The sequence below is a fragment of the Pseudomonas sp. N040 genome, assembly GCF_015637705.1.
In the GTDB taxonomy this organism is placed as follows: Bacteria; Pseudomonadota; Gammaproteobacteria; order Pseudomonadales; family Pseudomonadaceae; genus Aquipseudomonas.
Genome location: NZ_JADOBE010000009.1, coordinates 175,339 through 191,354 on the forward strand (window position 1 = coordinate 175,339; position 16,016 = coordinate 191,354).

Annotated in this window: 16 protein-coding genes and 1 pseudogene; 5 read left to right on the forward strand and 12 right to left on the reverse strand. The window is 62.0% G+C overall.

All coding sequences use genetic code 11. The features are described from left to right. Nucleotides 1-57: 57 nt before the first annotated feature. Nucleotides 58-288: pseudogene (locus ISX93_RS14325) on the reverse strand (DUF1127 domain-containing protein); the annotation flags it as partial. A gap of 282 nt (nt 289-570) precedes the next feature. On the opposite strand from ISX93_RS14325, the gene ISX93_RS14330 reads away from it, so the two are divergent. Beyond that, the gene (locus tag ISX93_RS14330; protein WP_195779421.1) at nt 571-1,989 is read left to right on the forward strand and encodes an aminotransferase-like domain-containing protein; all 1,419 of its coding nucleotides are present in this window, start codon (nt 571-573) and stop codon (nt 1,987-1,989) included. A gap of 267 nt (nt 1,990-2,256) precedes the next feature. Here ISX93_RS14330 and ISX93_RS14335 read toward each other — a convergent pair whose 3' ends face one another. Then, the gene (locus ISX93_RS14335) at nt 2,257-3,072 is read right to left on the reverse strand and encodes a dienelactone hydrolase family protein (RefSeq protein WP_195779422.1); all 816 of its coding nucleotides are present in this window, start codon (nt 3,070-3,072) and stop codon (nt 2,257-2,259) included. A 361-nt stretch (nt 3,073-3,433) separates the two neighbouring features. Between ISX93_RS14335 and ISX93_RS14340 the strand changes: the two genes are divergently transcribed. From ISX93_RS14340 to ISX93_RS14350, 3 genes are all read left to right on the forward strand, one after another. Next, the gene (locus ISX93_RS14340) at nt 3,434-4,270 is read left to right on the forward strand and encodes a CAP domain-containing protein (RefSeq protein WP_195779423.1); all 837 of its coding nucleotides are present in this window, start codon (nt 3,434-3,436) and stop codon (nt 4,268-4,270) included. A gap of 195 nt (nt 4,271-4,465) precedes the next feature. After that, nucleotides 4,466-4,675 carry a glycine zipper 2TM domain-containing protein gene (locus tag ISX93_RS14345; RefSeq protein ID WP_195779424.1) on the forward strand — a complete coding sequence of 70 codons (210 nt, stop codon included), beginning with the start codon at nt 4,466-4,468 and terminating at the stop codon, nt 4,673-4,675. A gap of 413 nt (nt 4,676-5,088) precedes the next feature. Then, on the forward strand, nt 5,089-5,901 hold the full coding sequence (locus tag ISX93_RS14350; RefSeq protein ID WP_195779425.1) for a substrate-binding periplasmic protein: 813 nt from the start codon (nt 5,089-5,091) through the stop codon (nt 5,899-5,901). Nucleotides 5,902-6,055: 154 nt separating this feature from the next. Here the strand turns inward: ISX93_RS14350 and ISX93_RS14355 are convergent, their stop codons facing one another. The 6 genes from ISX93_RS14355 to ISX93_RS14380 all read right to left on the reverse strand — a co-directional run bounded on the left by ISX93_RS14355 (nt 6,056) and on the right by ISX93_RS14380 (nt 10,859). Beyond that, the gene (locus ISX93_RS14355) at nt 6,056-6,556 is read right to left on the reverse strand and encodes a DUF6789 family protein (protein ID WP_195779426.1); all 501 of its coding nucleotides are present in this window, start codon (nt 6,554-6,556) and stop codon (nt 6,056-6,058) included. A gap of 364 nt (nt 6,557-6,920) precedes the next feature. After that, nucleotides 6,921-7,346, reverse strand: a complete 426-nt coding sequence (locus tag ISX93_RS14360; protein WP_195779427.1) for a bactofilin family protein — start codon at nt 7,344-7,346, stop codon at nt 6,921-6,923. 12 nt (nt 7,347-7,358) lie between these two features. Continuing rightward, complete coding sequence (locus ISX93_RS14365) at nt 7,359-7,727, reverse strand: hypothetical protein (protein ID WP_195779428.1); 369 nt, start codon at nt 7,725-7,727, stop codon at nt 7,359-7,361. Then, a complete protein-coding gene (locus ISX93_RS14370) occupies nt 7,708-8,682 on the reverse strand; it encodes a M23 family metallopeptidase (protein ID WP_195779429.1) in 975 nt (324 codons plus the stop codon). The genes ISX93_RS14365 and ISX93_RS14370 overlap by 20 nt, the downstream gene beginning before the upstream one ends. A gap of 553 nt (nt 8,683-9,235) precedes the next feature. Beyond that, entirely contained in the window at nt 9,236-9,919 is a 684-nt protein-coding gene (locus tag ISX93_RS14375; RefSeq protein ID WP_195779430.1) for a hypothetical protein, read from the reverse strand. A 484-nt stretch (nt 9,920-10,403) separates the two neighbouring features. Beyond that, nucleotides 10,404-10,859, reverse strand: coding sequence for a hypothetical protein (locus ISX93_RS14380; protein WP_195779431.1), 456 nt, complete (start codon nt 10,857-10,859; stop codon nt 10,404-10,406). A gap of 380 nt (nt 10,860-11,239) precedes the next feature. On the opposite strand from ISX93_RS14380, the gene ISX93_RS14385 reads away from it, so the two are divergent. Next, nucleotides 11,240-12,094: an arylamine N-acetyltransferase gene (locus ISX93_RS14385; protein WP_195779432.1), complete on the forward strand. Its 855-nt coding sequence runs from the start codon at nt 11,240-11,242 to the stop codon at nt 12,092-12,094. A 170-nt stretch (nt 12,095-12,264) separates the two neighbouring features. On the opposite strand, the gene ISX93_RS14390 is transcribed toward ISX93_RS14385, so the two are convergent. The 4 genes from ISX93_RS14390 to ISX93_RS14405 form a co-directional block, all read right to left on the reverse strand. Then, nucleotides 12,265-12,795 (reverse strand): REP-associated tyrosine transposase, encoded by a 531-nt coding sequence (locus ISX93_RS14390; RefSeq protein ID WP_195779433.1) that lies wholly within the window; start codon nt 12,793-12,795, stop codon nt 12,265-12,267. A gap of 334 nt (nt 12,796-13,129) precedes the next feature. Then, on the reverse strand, nt 13,130-13,648 hold the full coding sequence (locus ISX93_RS14395) for a DUF6803 family protein (RefSeq protein WP_195779451.1): 519 nt from the start codon (nt 13,646-13,648) through the stop codon (nt 13,130-13,132). A gap of 114 nt (nt 13,649-13,762) precedes the next feature. After that, entirely contained in the window at nt 13,763-14,392 is a 630-nt protein-coding gene (locus ISX93_RS17170) for a hypothetical protein (protein ID WP_219841030.1), read from the reverse strand. A gap of 67 nt (nt 14,393-14,459) precedes the next feature. Further along, on the reverse strand, nt 14,460-15,713 hold the full coding sequence (locus ISX93_RS14405) for a ribonucleotide-diphosphate reductase subunit beta (protein WP_195779434.1): 1,254 nt from the start codon (nt 15,711-15,713) through the stop codon (nt 14,460-14,462). Nucleotides 15,714-16,016: the final 303 nt, after the last annotated feature.

The window sequence follows — 16,016 nt, forward strand, 5'->3', positions numbered from 1 at the left end:
CCTGCGGGTGACGGCATTGTCACCAGCCAGGCTGGGCGCCGCCGGCTCCGGCTGGCGCCTGGCCAGCGGATCGTCCCAGAATGGCCGTTCGCTCTCCTGCAGGGCGTCCGCCCGGCTCAGGCCCAGATCATGCAGCGCACGCTCATCGAGCAGTGCCAGCTTGCGCCGTTGCTCCGCCAGCTCCCACCAGCGTTGCAGTTGCCGCCAGGCTTTGCCGAGCAGATTTCGCAGGCTCGGCGAAAGCTTGATGCCGGTTGCCAGCGGTCGTTTTGCGGATGGATTGTTCATCGGTTTGCCCTCCCTCGGGACCGTAGCTAAAGCCTAAGTTCCGGGTGACTGGCAATACAGATTTAGATAAACAATAATTGAACGGTACAGTTTTCATTTGATCTGAAACTGTGCTGGTGTTCGCTCACAAATCTGTGCTGCTCCGCTTAACGCGAGCAGAAGCAACTGGGCTGAATGCCGAGCCAATGGCAGGAGCCAGCTTGCTGGTGATTTGGTGCTCGAGGAGCATCGCCAGCAAGCTGGCTCCTGCACAAAATCGATCTGTTTGCCGGGCGTATCCCCATGACCCTCTATCGCGACATCGCCATCCGCATCAACACCCGCATCGAACAGGGGCTGTACAAGCCGGGCGAACGCCTGCCCGGCGTGCGGCCGCTCAGTGAACAGTTTGGCGTGAGCATTTCCACCGTGGTGCAGGCCCAGCGCCAACTGGAAAGCCAGGGCTCGATCGAGGCGCGACCGCGCTCGGGTTACTACATCTGCCAGCGCCCGTGGCTGAAACCGGAATTGCCGACCGCCTCGCGGCCACCGCAAAAACCGATGCCGGTCACCGGGCAGGAGCTGGTGCTGCAACTGGCGCTGGCCGCCAATCAGGCCGATTTCGTGCAGCTTGGCGCGGCGGTGCCGCATTCGGCGTTCCTGCCGCTGCGGGCGTTGCAACGCAGCCTCGGCAAGGCGGCGCGCAGTTATCAGCAGTTCGCCAATTACGCCTTCCCGCCGGGCCTGCCGGAACTGCAGGAACAGATCGCGCGGCGCATGCTGATGAACGCTGACGCGGTGAATCCGGCTGACATCGTGATTACCGATGGCTGCCAGGAGGCGGTGGCGCTGTCGTTGCGCGCGGTGGCCAAGCCTGGCGATGTCATCGCGATCGAATCGCCGACCTTCTACGGCCTGTTGCAGGTGATTGATTCGCTGGGCATGAAGGCGCTGGAGATTCCCACCGATCCGCAGCACGGGATCAGCCTCGCGGCGCTGCAGATGGCGGTGGAGCAGTGGCCGGTGAAGGCCTGCGTGACCATTCCCAATTTCAGCAACCCGCTCGGCACGCTGCTCTCCGACGAGCACAAGCAGGCCCTGGTGCTGCTGGCGCGGCAGCACCGCTTTGCGCTGATCGAGGATGACCTGTACGGCGACCTGGGCTTTGCCGGTGACCGCCCGCGCTCGCTGAAAAGCTTCGCCAGCGACCCGCAGGATCAGGTGTATTACTGCTCCTCGTTTTCCAAGACCGTCTCGCCGGGCCTGCGTTGCGGCTGGGTGCACGCGCCGGTGGCCAGCACCGAACGCATCATGTACCTCAAGCATGTCAGCAACCTGGCGACCAGTTCGCTGTCGCAGATGGCGCTGGCCGACTATCTGGCGCAAGGCACCCACGAACGCTACCTGCGCCAGGTGCAGCCGCTGTACCGCCAGCAGGTTGCGCTGTTCAGCCAGGCGATCAGCAAGTACTTCCCGCCGGGGACGCGCATCACCCAGCCGGCCGGCGGTTTCGTGCTGTGGGTCGAGCTCGATCCGCGCATCGACACCCTGGCGCTGACCCATCGCGCCATCGAGCACAAGATCAGCATCGCGCCGGGACAGATCTTCTCGGCGAGCCAGAAGTACCGCAACTGCATCCGCCTGAACTGTGCCCAGCCCTGGTCGCCGCGCCTGGAGGCGGCCCTGATCGAACTGGGGCGGCAGGTGCAGGGCATGCTGTAAATATGGCTATGTGCCTGTTACGTGTTGCATCAATGGCACGGATTCTGGCGAGACTGGATGTGGTCCCCTCGCCCCTTTGGGGAGAGGGTTAGGGAGCGGGGGCTCTGCGCAACATTCAGGGGTTGCAAGGCCGGCCAGCGCGACGCCTCTGGCATCGATGGTGGGTTGCGCCGCTGCGCGGCTAACCCACCCTGCAACAGCAGGTTCAGCCGATAATGCAGGCATAGCGCTTGAATAGCCCTGCCGGATTGCCCGGCCACGGCAGCATCAGCTGCGCAGCTGCCCGGCAAAGAAGTCGAGCAGGCGTTGCAGCGCGGCCTGGGTCGGGTGGCCGTCGACATCGACCAGGTCCTTGGTCACCACCGAGTGCGCGGTCCGCGCTATCCCGGCCGGGTTGCCCGGCCCGGAATCGATCTCGATGCCCTCGAAGCCCGCGCCCAGTTCTTCGCGCAGGCGCGCGAAGCGTTCCGGCGGGCTCATGGCGTCATGGCTGAAGCGCAGCCCCAGCACCTTGACCGGGCCAGCCGCGACCCGCTGCTTGATGCACTGCAGCTGCGCGTCGCTGACATGCAGGTCGCGCTTGTGCTGCTTGCTTACCGCAAAGGGCAGTGACGGCTGCGCCAGCACCGGGGCCATCACCGACTCGTCGACCATCAGCGCCAGGGCAAAGTTGCCGGTCAGGCACATGCCGATGGCACCCACGCCGACCCCGCCACACTCCGCATGCGCCTGCCGGCACAACGCGCGCAGCGCATCGGTGATCGGGCTCGCCTGGCGCAGGGCCAGCACCTGGAATTCGCGGCTGATGCAGGCCCGGGCGATCGAGCTGCCGACATACGGCAGGCTGAAGCGCTTGCCCGGCTCGCCGAGCAGCGACGGCAGGTACACGCAGTAACCTTCCTGCAGCAGGCGCTCGGCGAAGTCGATCACCGCCGGATAGATCCCCGGGACCTCGTGCATGACGATGATGGCGGGCGGCCTGGTCACGCCCTCGGGGCTTTTCCGGTAGACCGGAAAGGCAAACCCGCTGTCTTCGAAGAGAAACTGCTGCCAGTGGTCGAGGCGCTTGTCGGTCGTTGCCATGCTTCACCGCGGATCGGGGGGAGGGAGTGGCTGCCATGCTAACGCGTCAACCCGTGCTCCGGGGAACCTGTACGGGTTCTGGTCGGGATGTCCGCGCCAGTCGCGCGAGGCACAGATAGGATGGGTTGAGCACAGCGATACCCATGCGGTTGGGCGAGAGGCTTCCCGCAGCGGTGTTGCTGGCTGCGCGCGTTTGCAGGAGCGTCGCCCCCGGCGCGAGCTTTTGCTGGTGCCTGGCGGCCCGAGGCGGGGCTTATTGCGGCGAGGGCGTTGCTCCTACAAATTAATGGCCGTATCAATAATGATCCCGGCGCCGCGCCATTCAAGCACCATGCGGGACCGTGGATTCGTGGAGGTTGCCATGCGTTTTTATTCATTCGTTACCTGTCTTGCCACGTTGCTGGCCAGCAGCGCGTGGGCGAGCGAGGAGGCGCAGCTGGTCGAATCGATCAATGCCTACCGCAGCCAGGTGCAGCTGTGCGCCGGCAAGGGCTCGGCGGAATTGCCGCCGCTGCGTCCCGATCCGCGCCTGCTGCTGCCGGTTGCCGGCGCTGGCGACCTGCAGCAGGCGCTGGCTGCCGCGGCCTATCCGCTGGTCACCGTGCAGGCCATCAGCCTCAGCGGTCCGCGCGATGCCCCGGCGGCCCTGCAGGCCTTGCGCGAGAGCTTCTGCCAGGTGCTGCTGGACCCGCAGTTCGTCGATATCGGTGTCAGCCGTGTGCAGCGCGACTGGCGCATCGTGCTGGCGCGGCCGCTGCTCGGCGGGCGCATGGGCGACTGGCAGGCCGAAGGGCAGCAGCTGCTGGCGCAGGTCAACGCCGCCCGGGCGCAGGCCCGCCGCTGTGGCGGCCAGGCGTTTGCCGCTGCCCCCGCGCTGGCCTGGAACCCTGTGCTCGGCAGCACGGCCGAAGCGCATAGCCGGGCCATGGCCAACGGCAACTTCTTCGCCCACAAGGACCGCGACGGCCGCACCCCGGGCGACCGCACGGAGCTGGCCGGCTATTCCGGCAGCGCCATCGGCGAGAATATCGCCGCCGGCCTGGACGCGTCGCAGCGGGTGGTCGAGGGCTGGCTGGCCAGCCCCGGGCATTGCGCCAACCTGATGAACCCGCAATTCCGCGAACTGGGCGCGGCCTATGCGGTCGACCCGAACAGCGATGCCGGCATCTACTGGACGGCGCTGTTCGGCGCACCCTGAGCGCGCAGGCGGGCAGCCAGTGCAGCCGGCAGCTTCTACCCATGGGCTGAACCCGCCCGTCCACCTTTAACACGGCCTATGCTCGCTGGCGCACAGACGCCAGCCTCCGCTCAGTCAACACTGATAATCCTTTCCGGGCGCAATCAGCGACAGCGTCCTGGATTTTTCTGAGGTTGTTGTACTGGAGTACCTGACATGCGCATTTCCAAACTGATATTCACCGGCACCCTGTTTGCTGTTCTGGGCCTGAGTGGTTGCTCTGGCTGGGATCACCAGGACAAGACCACTGCCGCCGGGGCTGTGGTGGGCGGCGTGGCCGGCCAGATGCTCTGCGGCGGTGTGGCCTGCACGGCTGCCGGTGCCGCCGTGGGTGGCGTGATCGGCCACGAAGTTGGTAAAAACTAGCGTCAAGCCGAACCGCGAGCTCGGGGAGGCGTGCCGCCGGCAGCGCGCCCCCGCAGCTGCGCGGCTTCCTGCGGCAGCTCCCGGGATAGCCTCCGGGAGAGTCAGGCAAGCCGGCTGTGCAGGCAGGCTTGCGCGCACAGCGTTACCCGGTCGCCGCTATCAGCACATGCGGGCTAGCGCGCGGCTCAACCGATCAAGCGGGCAATCGCCCACCTCGGCCGAACTGAAGCTTCAGGCCAGATGTTGCTACCCCGAAGCATAAGCCGGCAGCCCTTGCGACGGTCTTCACGAGGGCGCGCAGGCGGCGCATCATAGGCGCACTGATCACCCGCGCAACGGGATGGTCGTCGGGCCATGCACTGCCAGGGCTGGTGGTGCCGCGAGGGGGGCGTAGCCATATGCGAGGGACAACAATGCGCTGCAGGGATGCACTGCTGATCACACTGCTGACGTTGCTGCTGGGTTCGCCCGCGGCGGCATCCTGCGTGAAAAGCGTGCGCTGGGCGGAAGACCCGCCCTTTGACATGCTTGATGCACAGGGCCGACTCCACGGCATCACCGCCGACCTGATGCGCGAAGCCCTGCAGCGCATGGGCTGTACCGTGCGCTTCGTCGAGCTGCCGTGGGCCCGCGGCCTGCACAATCTGGAAAAAGGCTCGCTGGATATCCTTTCCGGCGCTTTGCCGACCGCCGAGCGCGCCCGCTTCGCCCATTTCTCGGTGCCGATCATCCGCTCGCCGAACGTGCTGTTCCTCGGTACTGCCGTTGCCGGCAAGTATCCGCTCCATTCCTTGCGCGACCTGATCGGCACGGATTTCCGTCTTGGTGCGCAGATCGACGTGGTCTACAGCCAGGAATACCAGGCGCTGCTGCAGGAGCCGGCCTTCCGCGAGCGCTTGGTGATGGTCAGCAGCCGCGAAGGCGCCTGGAACATGATCAAGGCCGGCCGCCTGGACGGCATGATCGCCGACGAGATCACCGGGGTGATCGAGATCGAGAAACTCGGTCTGGGGGCTCACGTGCAGCGCAGCGAGCTGGTGGTCTCCGACGAGCCGGCGGTGGTGGCGCTCAGCCGCAAGTCGGTGTCGCCGGCCTTCGTCGAGCGCTTCGACAGCACCCTGAACGGCATGCTGCGCGACGGCACCTACGTGCGCATCCTCCAGCAATACCTGCCGTGCCAGGTTTCGGCCGAACAGCTCGGCTGCGGCGTGCCGTCCGCGCAGTGATGCGCGGGTAAATGACGGCGAACCCGCTGGCGTATCGGCAGGCACCGGATGGTAGCGCGCAGCCAGCCCTGCAGCGGGTTGCGCTTCAGCCGCTGGCCGGTGGCCCAGCCTCCGGCGTTGACCAGCCGACGAACCGCCCCAGGCGACTCGCCGGTTATCTGGAACCGTGCGCGGCGGAAGTGGCAGCAGATCGCGCCGGATCCCTTTGTCGCGCCTCCTGCGGGCTCCCGACGATCAGGGCGATCAGGCAGCAGTAGGCAGCGTGCAGCAGGTACAGGGTCAGCGCACCCTCGGCCGAACCCATGAACATCCGGTTGTCGGTCAGCGGCGCGGCCACACCGGCCAGCGTGCCGAGCAGCAGCGAATAGAGCACACCTTTGAGAAGTGCCGGTCCGGGCAGGTAGCGATAGGCAAGCAGCATGTAACCCAGCGGAAAAATCACCAGGCCGACCAGCAGGTGAGCAGCCCAGCCGACCAGGCTGGTTTCCGGCAGGCCGAGCATCAGGTTGACCATCAGTGGCGGTTGCAGCGGGGTGCCGAGCAGGTTGGGCACCCGGTGCGTGGTGGCCAGCGTGATGATGATCATGCCGCAGATCGCCCCCACCATGAGCGGTTCTTTCTTGTCGGCGAGGTCTTTGAGAAATTGGCTAAACATAACCGTATCCTCCGGGCGAGAGTCTTAGAGGCGCAATTGCGGGTTGCACAGCAGACGAATTCGACTTCGTCAGAAAACAGCCAGCCCACCATAAAGGCTAGCCGTTTTGCCTGCGGCAAAAAGACCGTGTTGTTCTATAGGCGCAGCGTCCTGATCTATTCAATCGACGCCGCTTGCCGGTGCTGCTGGTGGCTCTCGCACTGGAGCGCGGGAATACGAAAGTCCGCAACAGTTCATCACCCAGACCGCATGGGTATCGCCACGCTGCAGCAATCCTGCGCACTGGGGATGCCAGCGAAGGGGGACGGAATGGTTTGATTGGAGATAGGGCAGGGTGGGTCAAGAATAAATTACTCCTCCCCCTTCAGCCTTCCTTCGCCTGCAGGTGAGGCAGTTCCAGAACCTGCGCGGAACTTGCGCCGTCTTCCAGGCGATTCAGGGTACCGTCAACCACCGCACCGTTTTCCATGCTCAACTGGCGATAACTGATATTGCCGCGGATCCGCGCATTGGAGTGCAACTCCAGCAAGTGTTCGACGGCCAGGTCACCAATGATGGTGCCGTCGATCAACGCATCGTGACTGCTTACGTGTCCCTCGATCCGCCCCTCGGCACTCAGCGCCAGCAGGCTGCCAGTTCCCGCTTTGTGGGTGACATTGCCCTTGATCACACCGCTGACCTTAAGGCCGCCCTCGAACTCCAGGTCACCGGTCAGCGACACGTTGTCGGAAATCAGGCTGGAGAACTTGTCGATGGACAGGCGTGACTCGGTCTTTTTGCTGCGGAACATTCTGACTCCTGGCTACTTGATGGGTTTCTCTTGCTGGCGATAGAAAGCCAGGTCGGTTTTCAACTGTTTGATCTGCGCCGACATGACGCCGATGCGGCGCAGTAACTGCTCCTGCGCAGCCTGCTCTTCACGTGTCTGCAGGCGCTCCTGCTCCAGTTGTTCGCGCAAGCGCTGGTTGTCCGCCAACCAGGCCGCGCGTTGCTCGGCATGGGCCTGCTGTTCGGTACCACGCAACAGCAAGGCACCCAGCAAGGCCAGGCTCAGAGCCAGTAACAGCGCTAACGGCCAGAAACGAATGCGTCCCTGGTTGGCGAGTTGCAATTGGTGTTCGGCACGCAACAGTTCACGGGTCGACGAGGCGTTAGTCTTTCGCCACAACATCGCGATCGCGCTCCAGATTTCCCAGCAGCAGAAACCGTTGCGGGTCGGTGAACTCGCCGTTGTGCAGCACCTCGAAGTGCAAGTGCGGCCCCGTGGAGCGCCCCGTGGAGCCGACCGCAGCCAGGCGCTGGCCAGGGGTAACCACATCCCCTGCCTGCACATAGAACCTGGACAGGTGGGCATAACGGGTGACCAGGCCGTTGCCATGATCAATTTCCAGCAGATTGCCGTAACCGCCGTTGCGGCCGGTAAAGCGGACCCGGCCACCGGCAGCTGCCAAGACATCGGTCCCGGTGCGCTCGGTGAAATCGATCCCGGAATGAAAGGCCAGGTGTTTGTTGAACGGGTCAATCCGGTTGCCGAACAACGAGCCCAGGCGTGCCTGTTCGACAGGTTGCCGTGAGGGGATAGCCATCAAGGCGGCATTGCGGCTGGCCACACGCTCCAGCAGCCGGTCGAACATTTCGCGTATGCAGCGTGCGTTGTGCTCACTCTGCTGCAAGCCTTCCATGGTCGCCAGCTGCGCCGGGTCCAGCGCGGGCTGCGTGCAGTTGCGTGGCGGCAGCAATACCCCGCCTTGCCCGGCCTCGCTTGCAGCAGGTACGAAGTCCGGCACCAGCGAAGGGTCAAGGGCCGATAACTGCTTGGTCAACTCCATGTGTTCGCCCAGCATCTTGCGCAGCAAGACAGCGTCCGATTCCAGTGTCTTCAGGCGCCCGAGCAGTTCACCGACACGGGTGATAACGAAGTTGTCTTCTGCGGGCAACGGCGCTTCGGCCAGCCCCTCGGCTTGCGGCGTATCTTTCAGGTTTTGCCCCAGCCACAGGCCGCCGGCGAAAGTCCCCAGGTTCATCACCAGCAACAGCAGCACTGCGGGCAGCAATATCCTGCGCACATGCACAACCTGGATGGCATCACGCGTCAGCGAGCGACTTGAGGCGGAGATGAACGGCATGACTCTTTCCTGAAAACCAGATGGCCTGACCGACGGAGGCTAACGGTTACGAGAAATGAGGACAAGAAAAAATGCGTCATAAAAAAGGCGTCAGAATTTCGAAGCATCGGAGAAAGGGGCGGTGATAACCGCTTCTGTGCCAGTGTCGTCCAGCCATCGAACTGCGCGGGCAGCCGGATAAACCTGTCAGGAAACCGGCTGGAGGCACTGTGCTGTGAGGCATTGGCCAGCGCTGCCCGGTGCGGGTGGTCAGGCAGTTCCCGCAGCGGCGCCAAAGCGAGGGTGACCGCGTCCAGCGGCAAGGCGGCGACTTCTTCCGTTTGTCGGATGATCGCTGCGCGCAGCTATAGGCCGCCGTTAGCCATCGGTGGCCGGCAAGGTTGCCAGCCATGAGGGTGACCCGGTGAGCACCCTGCGCAAGTCATGGCGGCATGCTGTTCGGCGCGGTGCGAATGGGCTGGAACGGCTTGACTGGAACCATGGCTCGGCTGGTCAAAGATAAATTTCTCCGACCTCTTTAGCGGACCCCTTTAGCGTCAAGGCCACTGGTTGGTCAGGCGCTGGAGGCGAGGATGTTGATTGCGCTGCCGGCAAGTCCGGTCAGGGTCACGATCGAAATGCTTGATTGAAGCATCATCAACAGCTTGGCTCGCTTGGTCAGCGGCATGACATCGGTGGGGCTGAAGGCAAAACTGGTGGTGAAGGCGACAAACAGGTAGTCGGTGTAGTGCGGGGTCCAGGACTGGTAGTACGGAATGGCGCTGCCGCGCTGCGGAAAGAGAAAGTCCCATGGCTTGTCCAGGTCCTGATCATCCTCAACTCCGGGCGGGTCGATGATCCAGTACCAGATTGAAAAAATCAGGATGTTGATGGTGGCGATTAACGCCACATCGACCAGCAGCTCATCAATGCCATTGCGGTGTATGCCCGTCAGAATCAGCGCCAAGGTATAGGTTTGCGCAAGCAGGCTGAGGGTCAGGATGCTGTTACTCAGGGTGATGCAGCGAAAAAGAACACGTTTCAAGCGCAAAAGCCAAAGCCCGGCCATCAGCACCAACAGGCTGATCTGCACCACGCTTATCAGCATTATCGGCTCGAAAGTTCCCTGGGCAATACCGTGAAGCAATCCGTAGTTAACGGTGTATGACACGCTCGCCTGCAAAACCGATGTCAGTCCCAGCACCAAAACCACCGCCGCCAGCCAGGGGCCACGCTCCTTGATGAAGCTGATTAGCATGCTGAAAAGTCCTCAGTTAAACCGGTTTGCGAATGGGGTTGCGAATGGGGTCTGAGCCTGCGTGATCCCGACAAAAGTGTTTTAAATACAACAAGGTAAGTATTGAAGAAGGCTGCATGGGCGGGCGGCCTTGGTTGTCGCCAAACAAACCCAAGCCCCGTTACCCCATGCAAGCCGTTCGATTTTTACATACCGCGCTCGCGCAGGCACTCTCCAGCGTTGATTCGCGCCGCTCCATGCCGGGCAAGGGCTACCCCAGGCACGCCATCAGGCGGGTGGACCGACTCCCCGGTAATGCCCATCTTCAGGCAGAACGCCCGATGGCTCCCATGCTCTGCGTGGATACCTGGTCTGTGATGCTCTGCGTCACAACGGGTTGTGGAATACCAGATGGATCCTGGAGGTCGACGCCGGGCGTCGCGGTGGGCCTTCCCACGCGGAGCGTGGGAACGGTCAATTGCTACCCGGCATGGTCGGGCAGGCGTCAGACAAAGCGCTTTTGCGCATTGATGATGTGCCGGTACTTTCTCACGTTGAGGAAGCCGGCACGGATATCCAGCAGAAAGATCTCCGCAGTGCGCCATACCAGCATCCACGCGGTGATGGTGACCAGGCCCAGCGGGATGGTGCCTTCCACATTGAATTCGGTGGCGAGGCTGACAATGCCAACCGCCAGGGCCAGCAACACCAGGCCCTGCAGGCGCAGCGCCAGAATCTCGCGCTTGAGCTGCGCTATTCGGTGTTCGAAAGTATTGCGGATGGCCTTGCCCAAACGCTCCTGCTCTGCCGCCGGGCAGCTGATTTCCAGGCTCAGGCTGGGGTGGTGTGATGCCTCATCGCACAGGTAGTCCGCCAGCTCGGCACACAACTTGGGGCTGTGCGCCGGCGCAAATGGGTTCAGGTAATCCTGCGCGATCACCAGATCAATCGTCTTGTTCATCCTGCTCCTCGGGGCTGTAGGGGGTATCGATGACCGGGGCAGCATATCGTCCGCTCATTCACCTCGAAAGGGGCAAGGCTGTCGAAGAGGGGCCTTTTTGCCAGTTGATGGAGCGTCACTCCGGGGCGTTGGCGCGATCAACGGGGCCGGAGTGGCTTGATTGGAAATATGGCCTGGCTGGTCAAAAATGAGGCTATGTCCCAGGTACGTGTTGCTGAGCTTTTTTGTAGGAGCGAGCTTGCTCGCGATGCGCTGGCATAGCCTCTCGCCAGCAAGCTGGCTCCTACAGAAAGCGAAAAAGTGGCTAGCAACACATAACTGAGACAGAGCCAAAAATAAATCTCATCGCCCCCTTTGAGCCTCTTTCGCGAGCAACCCAGATGACAAGTACCGACAAGCCCGAGGATGCGCTGTTTGAGCAGGTGTTGATGAAGCTGGGCATTGGCCATCGCCCCACGCCGACAGGGCAGGGCTTGCGCACCGTGTATGCGGCGTGGTGCCGGCAGATTCCGTTCGACAACGTGCGCAAGCTGATTCACGCACGGGCCAATGATGCGCGGCCATTTCCCGGCAGCACGGCGGATGATTTTTTCCGGGCGTGGCTGCAGCACGGCACCGGCGGCACCTGCTGGTCGAATGCCGGTGCCTGCCATGCACTGCTGCAATGGCTCGGTTTCGACGCGCAGCGCGGCGTGGCAACGATGCTGGCCGCGCCGGATATTCCGCCCAACCACGGCACGGTGTGCGTGAACCTGGATGACGGCCAGTACCTCGTCGACACCTCGATACTGCACGCTGAGCCCATCCGCTTCGAACCCGCACGTGCGAGCGCGCATGCGCATCCCGCCTGGGGCGTGCAGGGTGACTGGCGTGACGGGCGCTTTCACCTCGACTGGCGGCCGCTGCACAAGGTCGACGGCTTTGCCTGCCGCTTCGAACGCTTCGGTGCCAGCGCGCAGGAATTCCATGACCTGCATGAACAGACGCGCGGCTGGAGCCCGTTCAATTTCGAGCTGAATGCCCGCATCAACCGCGGCGACGAGGTGGTGGGTCTGGCCTTTGGCCAGGCGGTCACCCTGCACGCCGACGGCAGCGTCAGCCAAAGGCCGGTTGACGACCGCGAGCGCCGCCGCATTCTGGTTGAAGAGGTCGGATTGAGTGAAGCGATCGTCAGCCAGCTGCCGCCCGACATCCCCACGCCACCCCCGCCCGGGTCAAGGTCGGCGGGGCAGTGAGCAAGCGAGGCCATTTCCGCCGACAAATACGTATCTCGCGTAGGGTGGAAAACTCGCGAAGCGATTTTCCACCGTGGACCTCCGAGCTGCTCGCTCCCCACAAAACACGAATCCCACGTAGGGTGGAAAACGGCACAGCCTTTTCCACCGCAGAAGTCAGGGTTACGCACTTACTCTCCGAACCCCCCAGGCTCCGTCAGCGCAGCACCGCACCAATCCTGCGGATACACCCCCATCGCCACGGCGCGGTGAAAGCTCGAATATGGCCAGTCCGCCAGCCGCTGCACATACCCGTGCTTCAGCGGGTTGAAATGGATGTAGTCGAAGTGGCGCTGGTAATCCTGCTCGTCACGGATCAGGTGTTCCCAGTAGCGCCGTTGCCAGATGCCGCGCTCACCCCTTTTGGATTGTGAAGCGGTGAGTGATTCCCCGCGAGGCAGGCGTCTGGCGAAGGCGAATTTGATCACCTTCCAGCGCCGCGCGAAGTCGGCATCTCCTTGCGGCAGCGTCCACAGGCAATGCATGTGCTCGGGCAGCACCACCCAGGCATCGATGTGGAAGGGGTGGCGTTGTTGGGTTGCCCGCACCGTGGCGCGCAGCAGATCGATCTCACGCACCAGCAGATCGCTCCAGCGGTCGCGCAGGTTCACGGTAAAAAAGTAGCTGGCCCCCGGAATGCGGGCGCGGCGGTAGTTCGACATGGCAGCTCATCCTTGAGCGGTGTGTGACCTGCGCAACGATGGTGGACAAGCTCCGCGTTGTCCACCCTACAAAACCCATACCCCGCGTAGGGTGGAAAACTCGCGAAGAGATTTTCCACCGTGGAGGTCCGGGCTACTTGCTTATTGCTAGGGTGGAAAACGGCGAAGCCTTTTCCACAGTGGAGGTCCAGGTTACTCGCTGAGGTTACCAATAATCGTGGCCTGTCCCCGATTTCCTCCGTCGTTGATCCCCCGAACCTTGGTGGCCAAGCCTACGGCGTTGACCACCCTAAGGATGTCCGGGCTACTAGCTACGTACTGCCAGCCCGGGCGCTTAGTGCTTCATGCCAGGCATCGCTTCCATACCCGGCATGGCGGCAGGGGCTTCGCTCATCAATACCGTTGGATCAAGCATCCCAAAGATCATGGCGATGTGAGCCACTACCAGAAACAGGGCCACAAAGGTGGCGTGCAACTTGAGCTTGCCCTCCTGGTTGCGCTCCTTGCAGATCAGGCCCATGTCCAGCAGCGCCATGCCCAGTAGCGGGACGATGCCCGAGAGGTAAAAGCCAACGGCGATGACATCGGCCGCACCGCGCCACCCGCCGCTGGCGGTCAGCGGAATCACGGCAGTCAGCATCAGATAGATAAACACGCCGCAAAAATACAGGCCGCCTGCAATACTGGCGCTTCGGTTGATCCTTCGCAGGGTGCCATCAAACTGGCGTGAAAACAGGATGAATAACTCGGTGATGGCCACTGTTTCGGCCAGTATCACCGGTATAGCCATAAACAGGATCAGGTTCCATGGCTGGTTATTCGCCAGCAACTCCATGTAATGCGTCATGGACATTTTGCATTCTCCACATTTGAACAAGTAAATAACGGCTAAGGGGTCGAAATATGGCCTGTGTGGTCAAAAATAAATCACTCCGACCGCTTTGGTTTATCACCATGGAGGCCCGGGCTACTTGCTTATAACCCTTCGGGCTTTCAGCTCGTTTGCTGCTGCTTGCCACGATTCTTTGGCACCTTTGAAATTGCAGCCGGGTGGTGCTGCGGCGCCCGCTTTCAGGAAAGGAATACCCACGGAGCTCAATCGCGTCTGTGCTTTGCTTCCAAGTGCCACGACAACTGCTTTTGGCAGTAAGTTAATTTGCGGTTTCAAGTAGCAAGTGGAACATGCTCGCCATGCACTGCTTGCAACTGCTCCACTTTCTTTTGGTGCGGAGCACAAAAGAGACTCAGTCATCCAGGTTTTTCGCATTTGCATATCGAAAGATTCGCCGGGAAAACACATGTCGAGTATTTTTCGGACATTGCGATGAAAGAGATCTGCTCCATTCTTCATACACTGATAGGTGTAATCCAAAGAGGACTGCATAGTTTCATGCTTTTCTGTCATGTGAGGATCGCCCGGTTCTGCGAAAACCAGAACAAGCTCTATCTCATCAAGGCTGCCTGTTGCTCCCAGAAAGCCACGGGGGACATAACCACTTTCAGGTGCCCACTTAAGTGAGCTACATGCGCTAGTGAAGTTTGAGCAAGGCGCATACGCAGGTTGAATGATTTCCAGAAGTTCCTTGCATGGCTTCATTCGTCATTAACTCGCTTGCCAGTAATCATCAAAAATAACAAAGGGGCCGTTCGGCCCCTTCGCTCCATCAATCCCAGCTCAACGCCCCGCCGGTCTGATATTCAATCACTCGCGTCTCGAAGAAGTTCTTTTCCTTCTTCAAGTCCATGATCTCGCTCATCCACGGGAACGGGTTGGTAGTACCCGGGTACTCTTCCTTCAGGCCGATCTGCGACAGGCGGCGGTTGGCGATGAACTTGAGGTAGTCTTCCATCATCGCCGCGTTCATGCCGAGCACGCCGCGGGGCATGGTGTCGCGGGCGTATTCGATCTCCAGCTGGGTGCCCTGCAGGATCATCTGGGTTGCTTCGTCCTTCATCGCGGCATCCCACAGGTGCGGGTTTTCGATCTTGATCTGGTTGATCACGTCGATGCCGAAGTTCAGGTGCATGGATTCGTCGCGCAGGATGTACTGGAACTGCTCGGCGGTGCCGGTCATCTTGTTGCGGCGGCCCATGGAGAGGATCTGGGTGAAGCCGCAGTAGAAGAAGATGCCTTCCAGCACGCAGTAGTAAGCGATCAGGTTGCGCAGGAACTGGCGGTCGGTGTCCGGGGTGCCGGTGGTGAAGGTCGGGTCGGAGATCGAGCGGGTGTACTTCAGGCCCCAGGAGGCCTTCTTCGCCACGCTGGGGATCTCGTGGTACATGTTGAAGATCTCGCCTTCATCCATGCCCAGCGACTCGATGCAGTACTGGTAGGCGTGGGTGTGGATGGCTTCCTCGAAGGCCTGGCGGAGGATGTACTGGCGGCACTCGGGGTTGGTGATCAGGCGGTACACGGCCAGCACCAGGTTGTTGGCGACCAGGCTGTCGGCAGTGGAGAAGAAGCCGAGGTTGCGCATGACGATGCGCCGCTCGTCTTCGCTGAGGCCGTCCTTGCTCTTCCACAGGGCAATGTCGGCGTTCATGTTCACTTCCTGCGGCATCCAGTGGTTGGCGCAGCCATCCAGGTACTTCTGCCAGGCCCAGTCGTACTTGAAGGGGACGAGCTGGTTGAGGTCGGCGCGGGCGTTGATCATCTGCTTGTCGCCGACGTGCACGCGGGCGCTGGTGCCTTCCAGTTCGTCGAGGCCTTCCTGGATGTCCAGCTGGTTCAGCGCGTTCTTGGCGCGGACGATGGCGTCGGAGTCATCGGCGGATACGGCACGGGCTTCCTCGACGGAGCCGGCGGCGTCGCTGTCGAGTTTTTCCAGGCTGGCGTCTACCACGGGGGCAGCCACCTTGGCGGTGGCGGCGAAGGCATCGCTGCCGTCTTCTTTGTCGAATTCTTCCCAGCTAAGCATCTCTGTTCTCCTGCTCGTTCGAGCGGGCCGGCATGTTCCGACCTGTGTTTATATACAGTTATTCTGATTATGTGCCCATGGCGGTGAGGCGCAAGGGTGCAGCGTGACCGTTGGTCTGGGGGGCTTTACCCCTCTCCCTAACCCTCTCCCGCAAGGGGAGAGGGGATGAGTCGTGCTGTGCTTTACCTGCGGTGTGAGCGCGCAGCTGAGCGAGTGAGCGCTAGGCGCCTGACTGACCCGGGCCCCTGAGCGTACCGAGGTACGTGATGGGGACGGGGCTGGCAGGCAACAACGCGCGCGCCG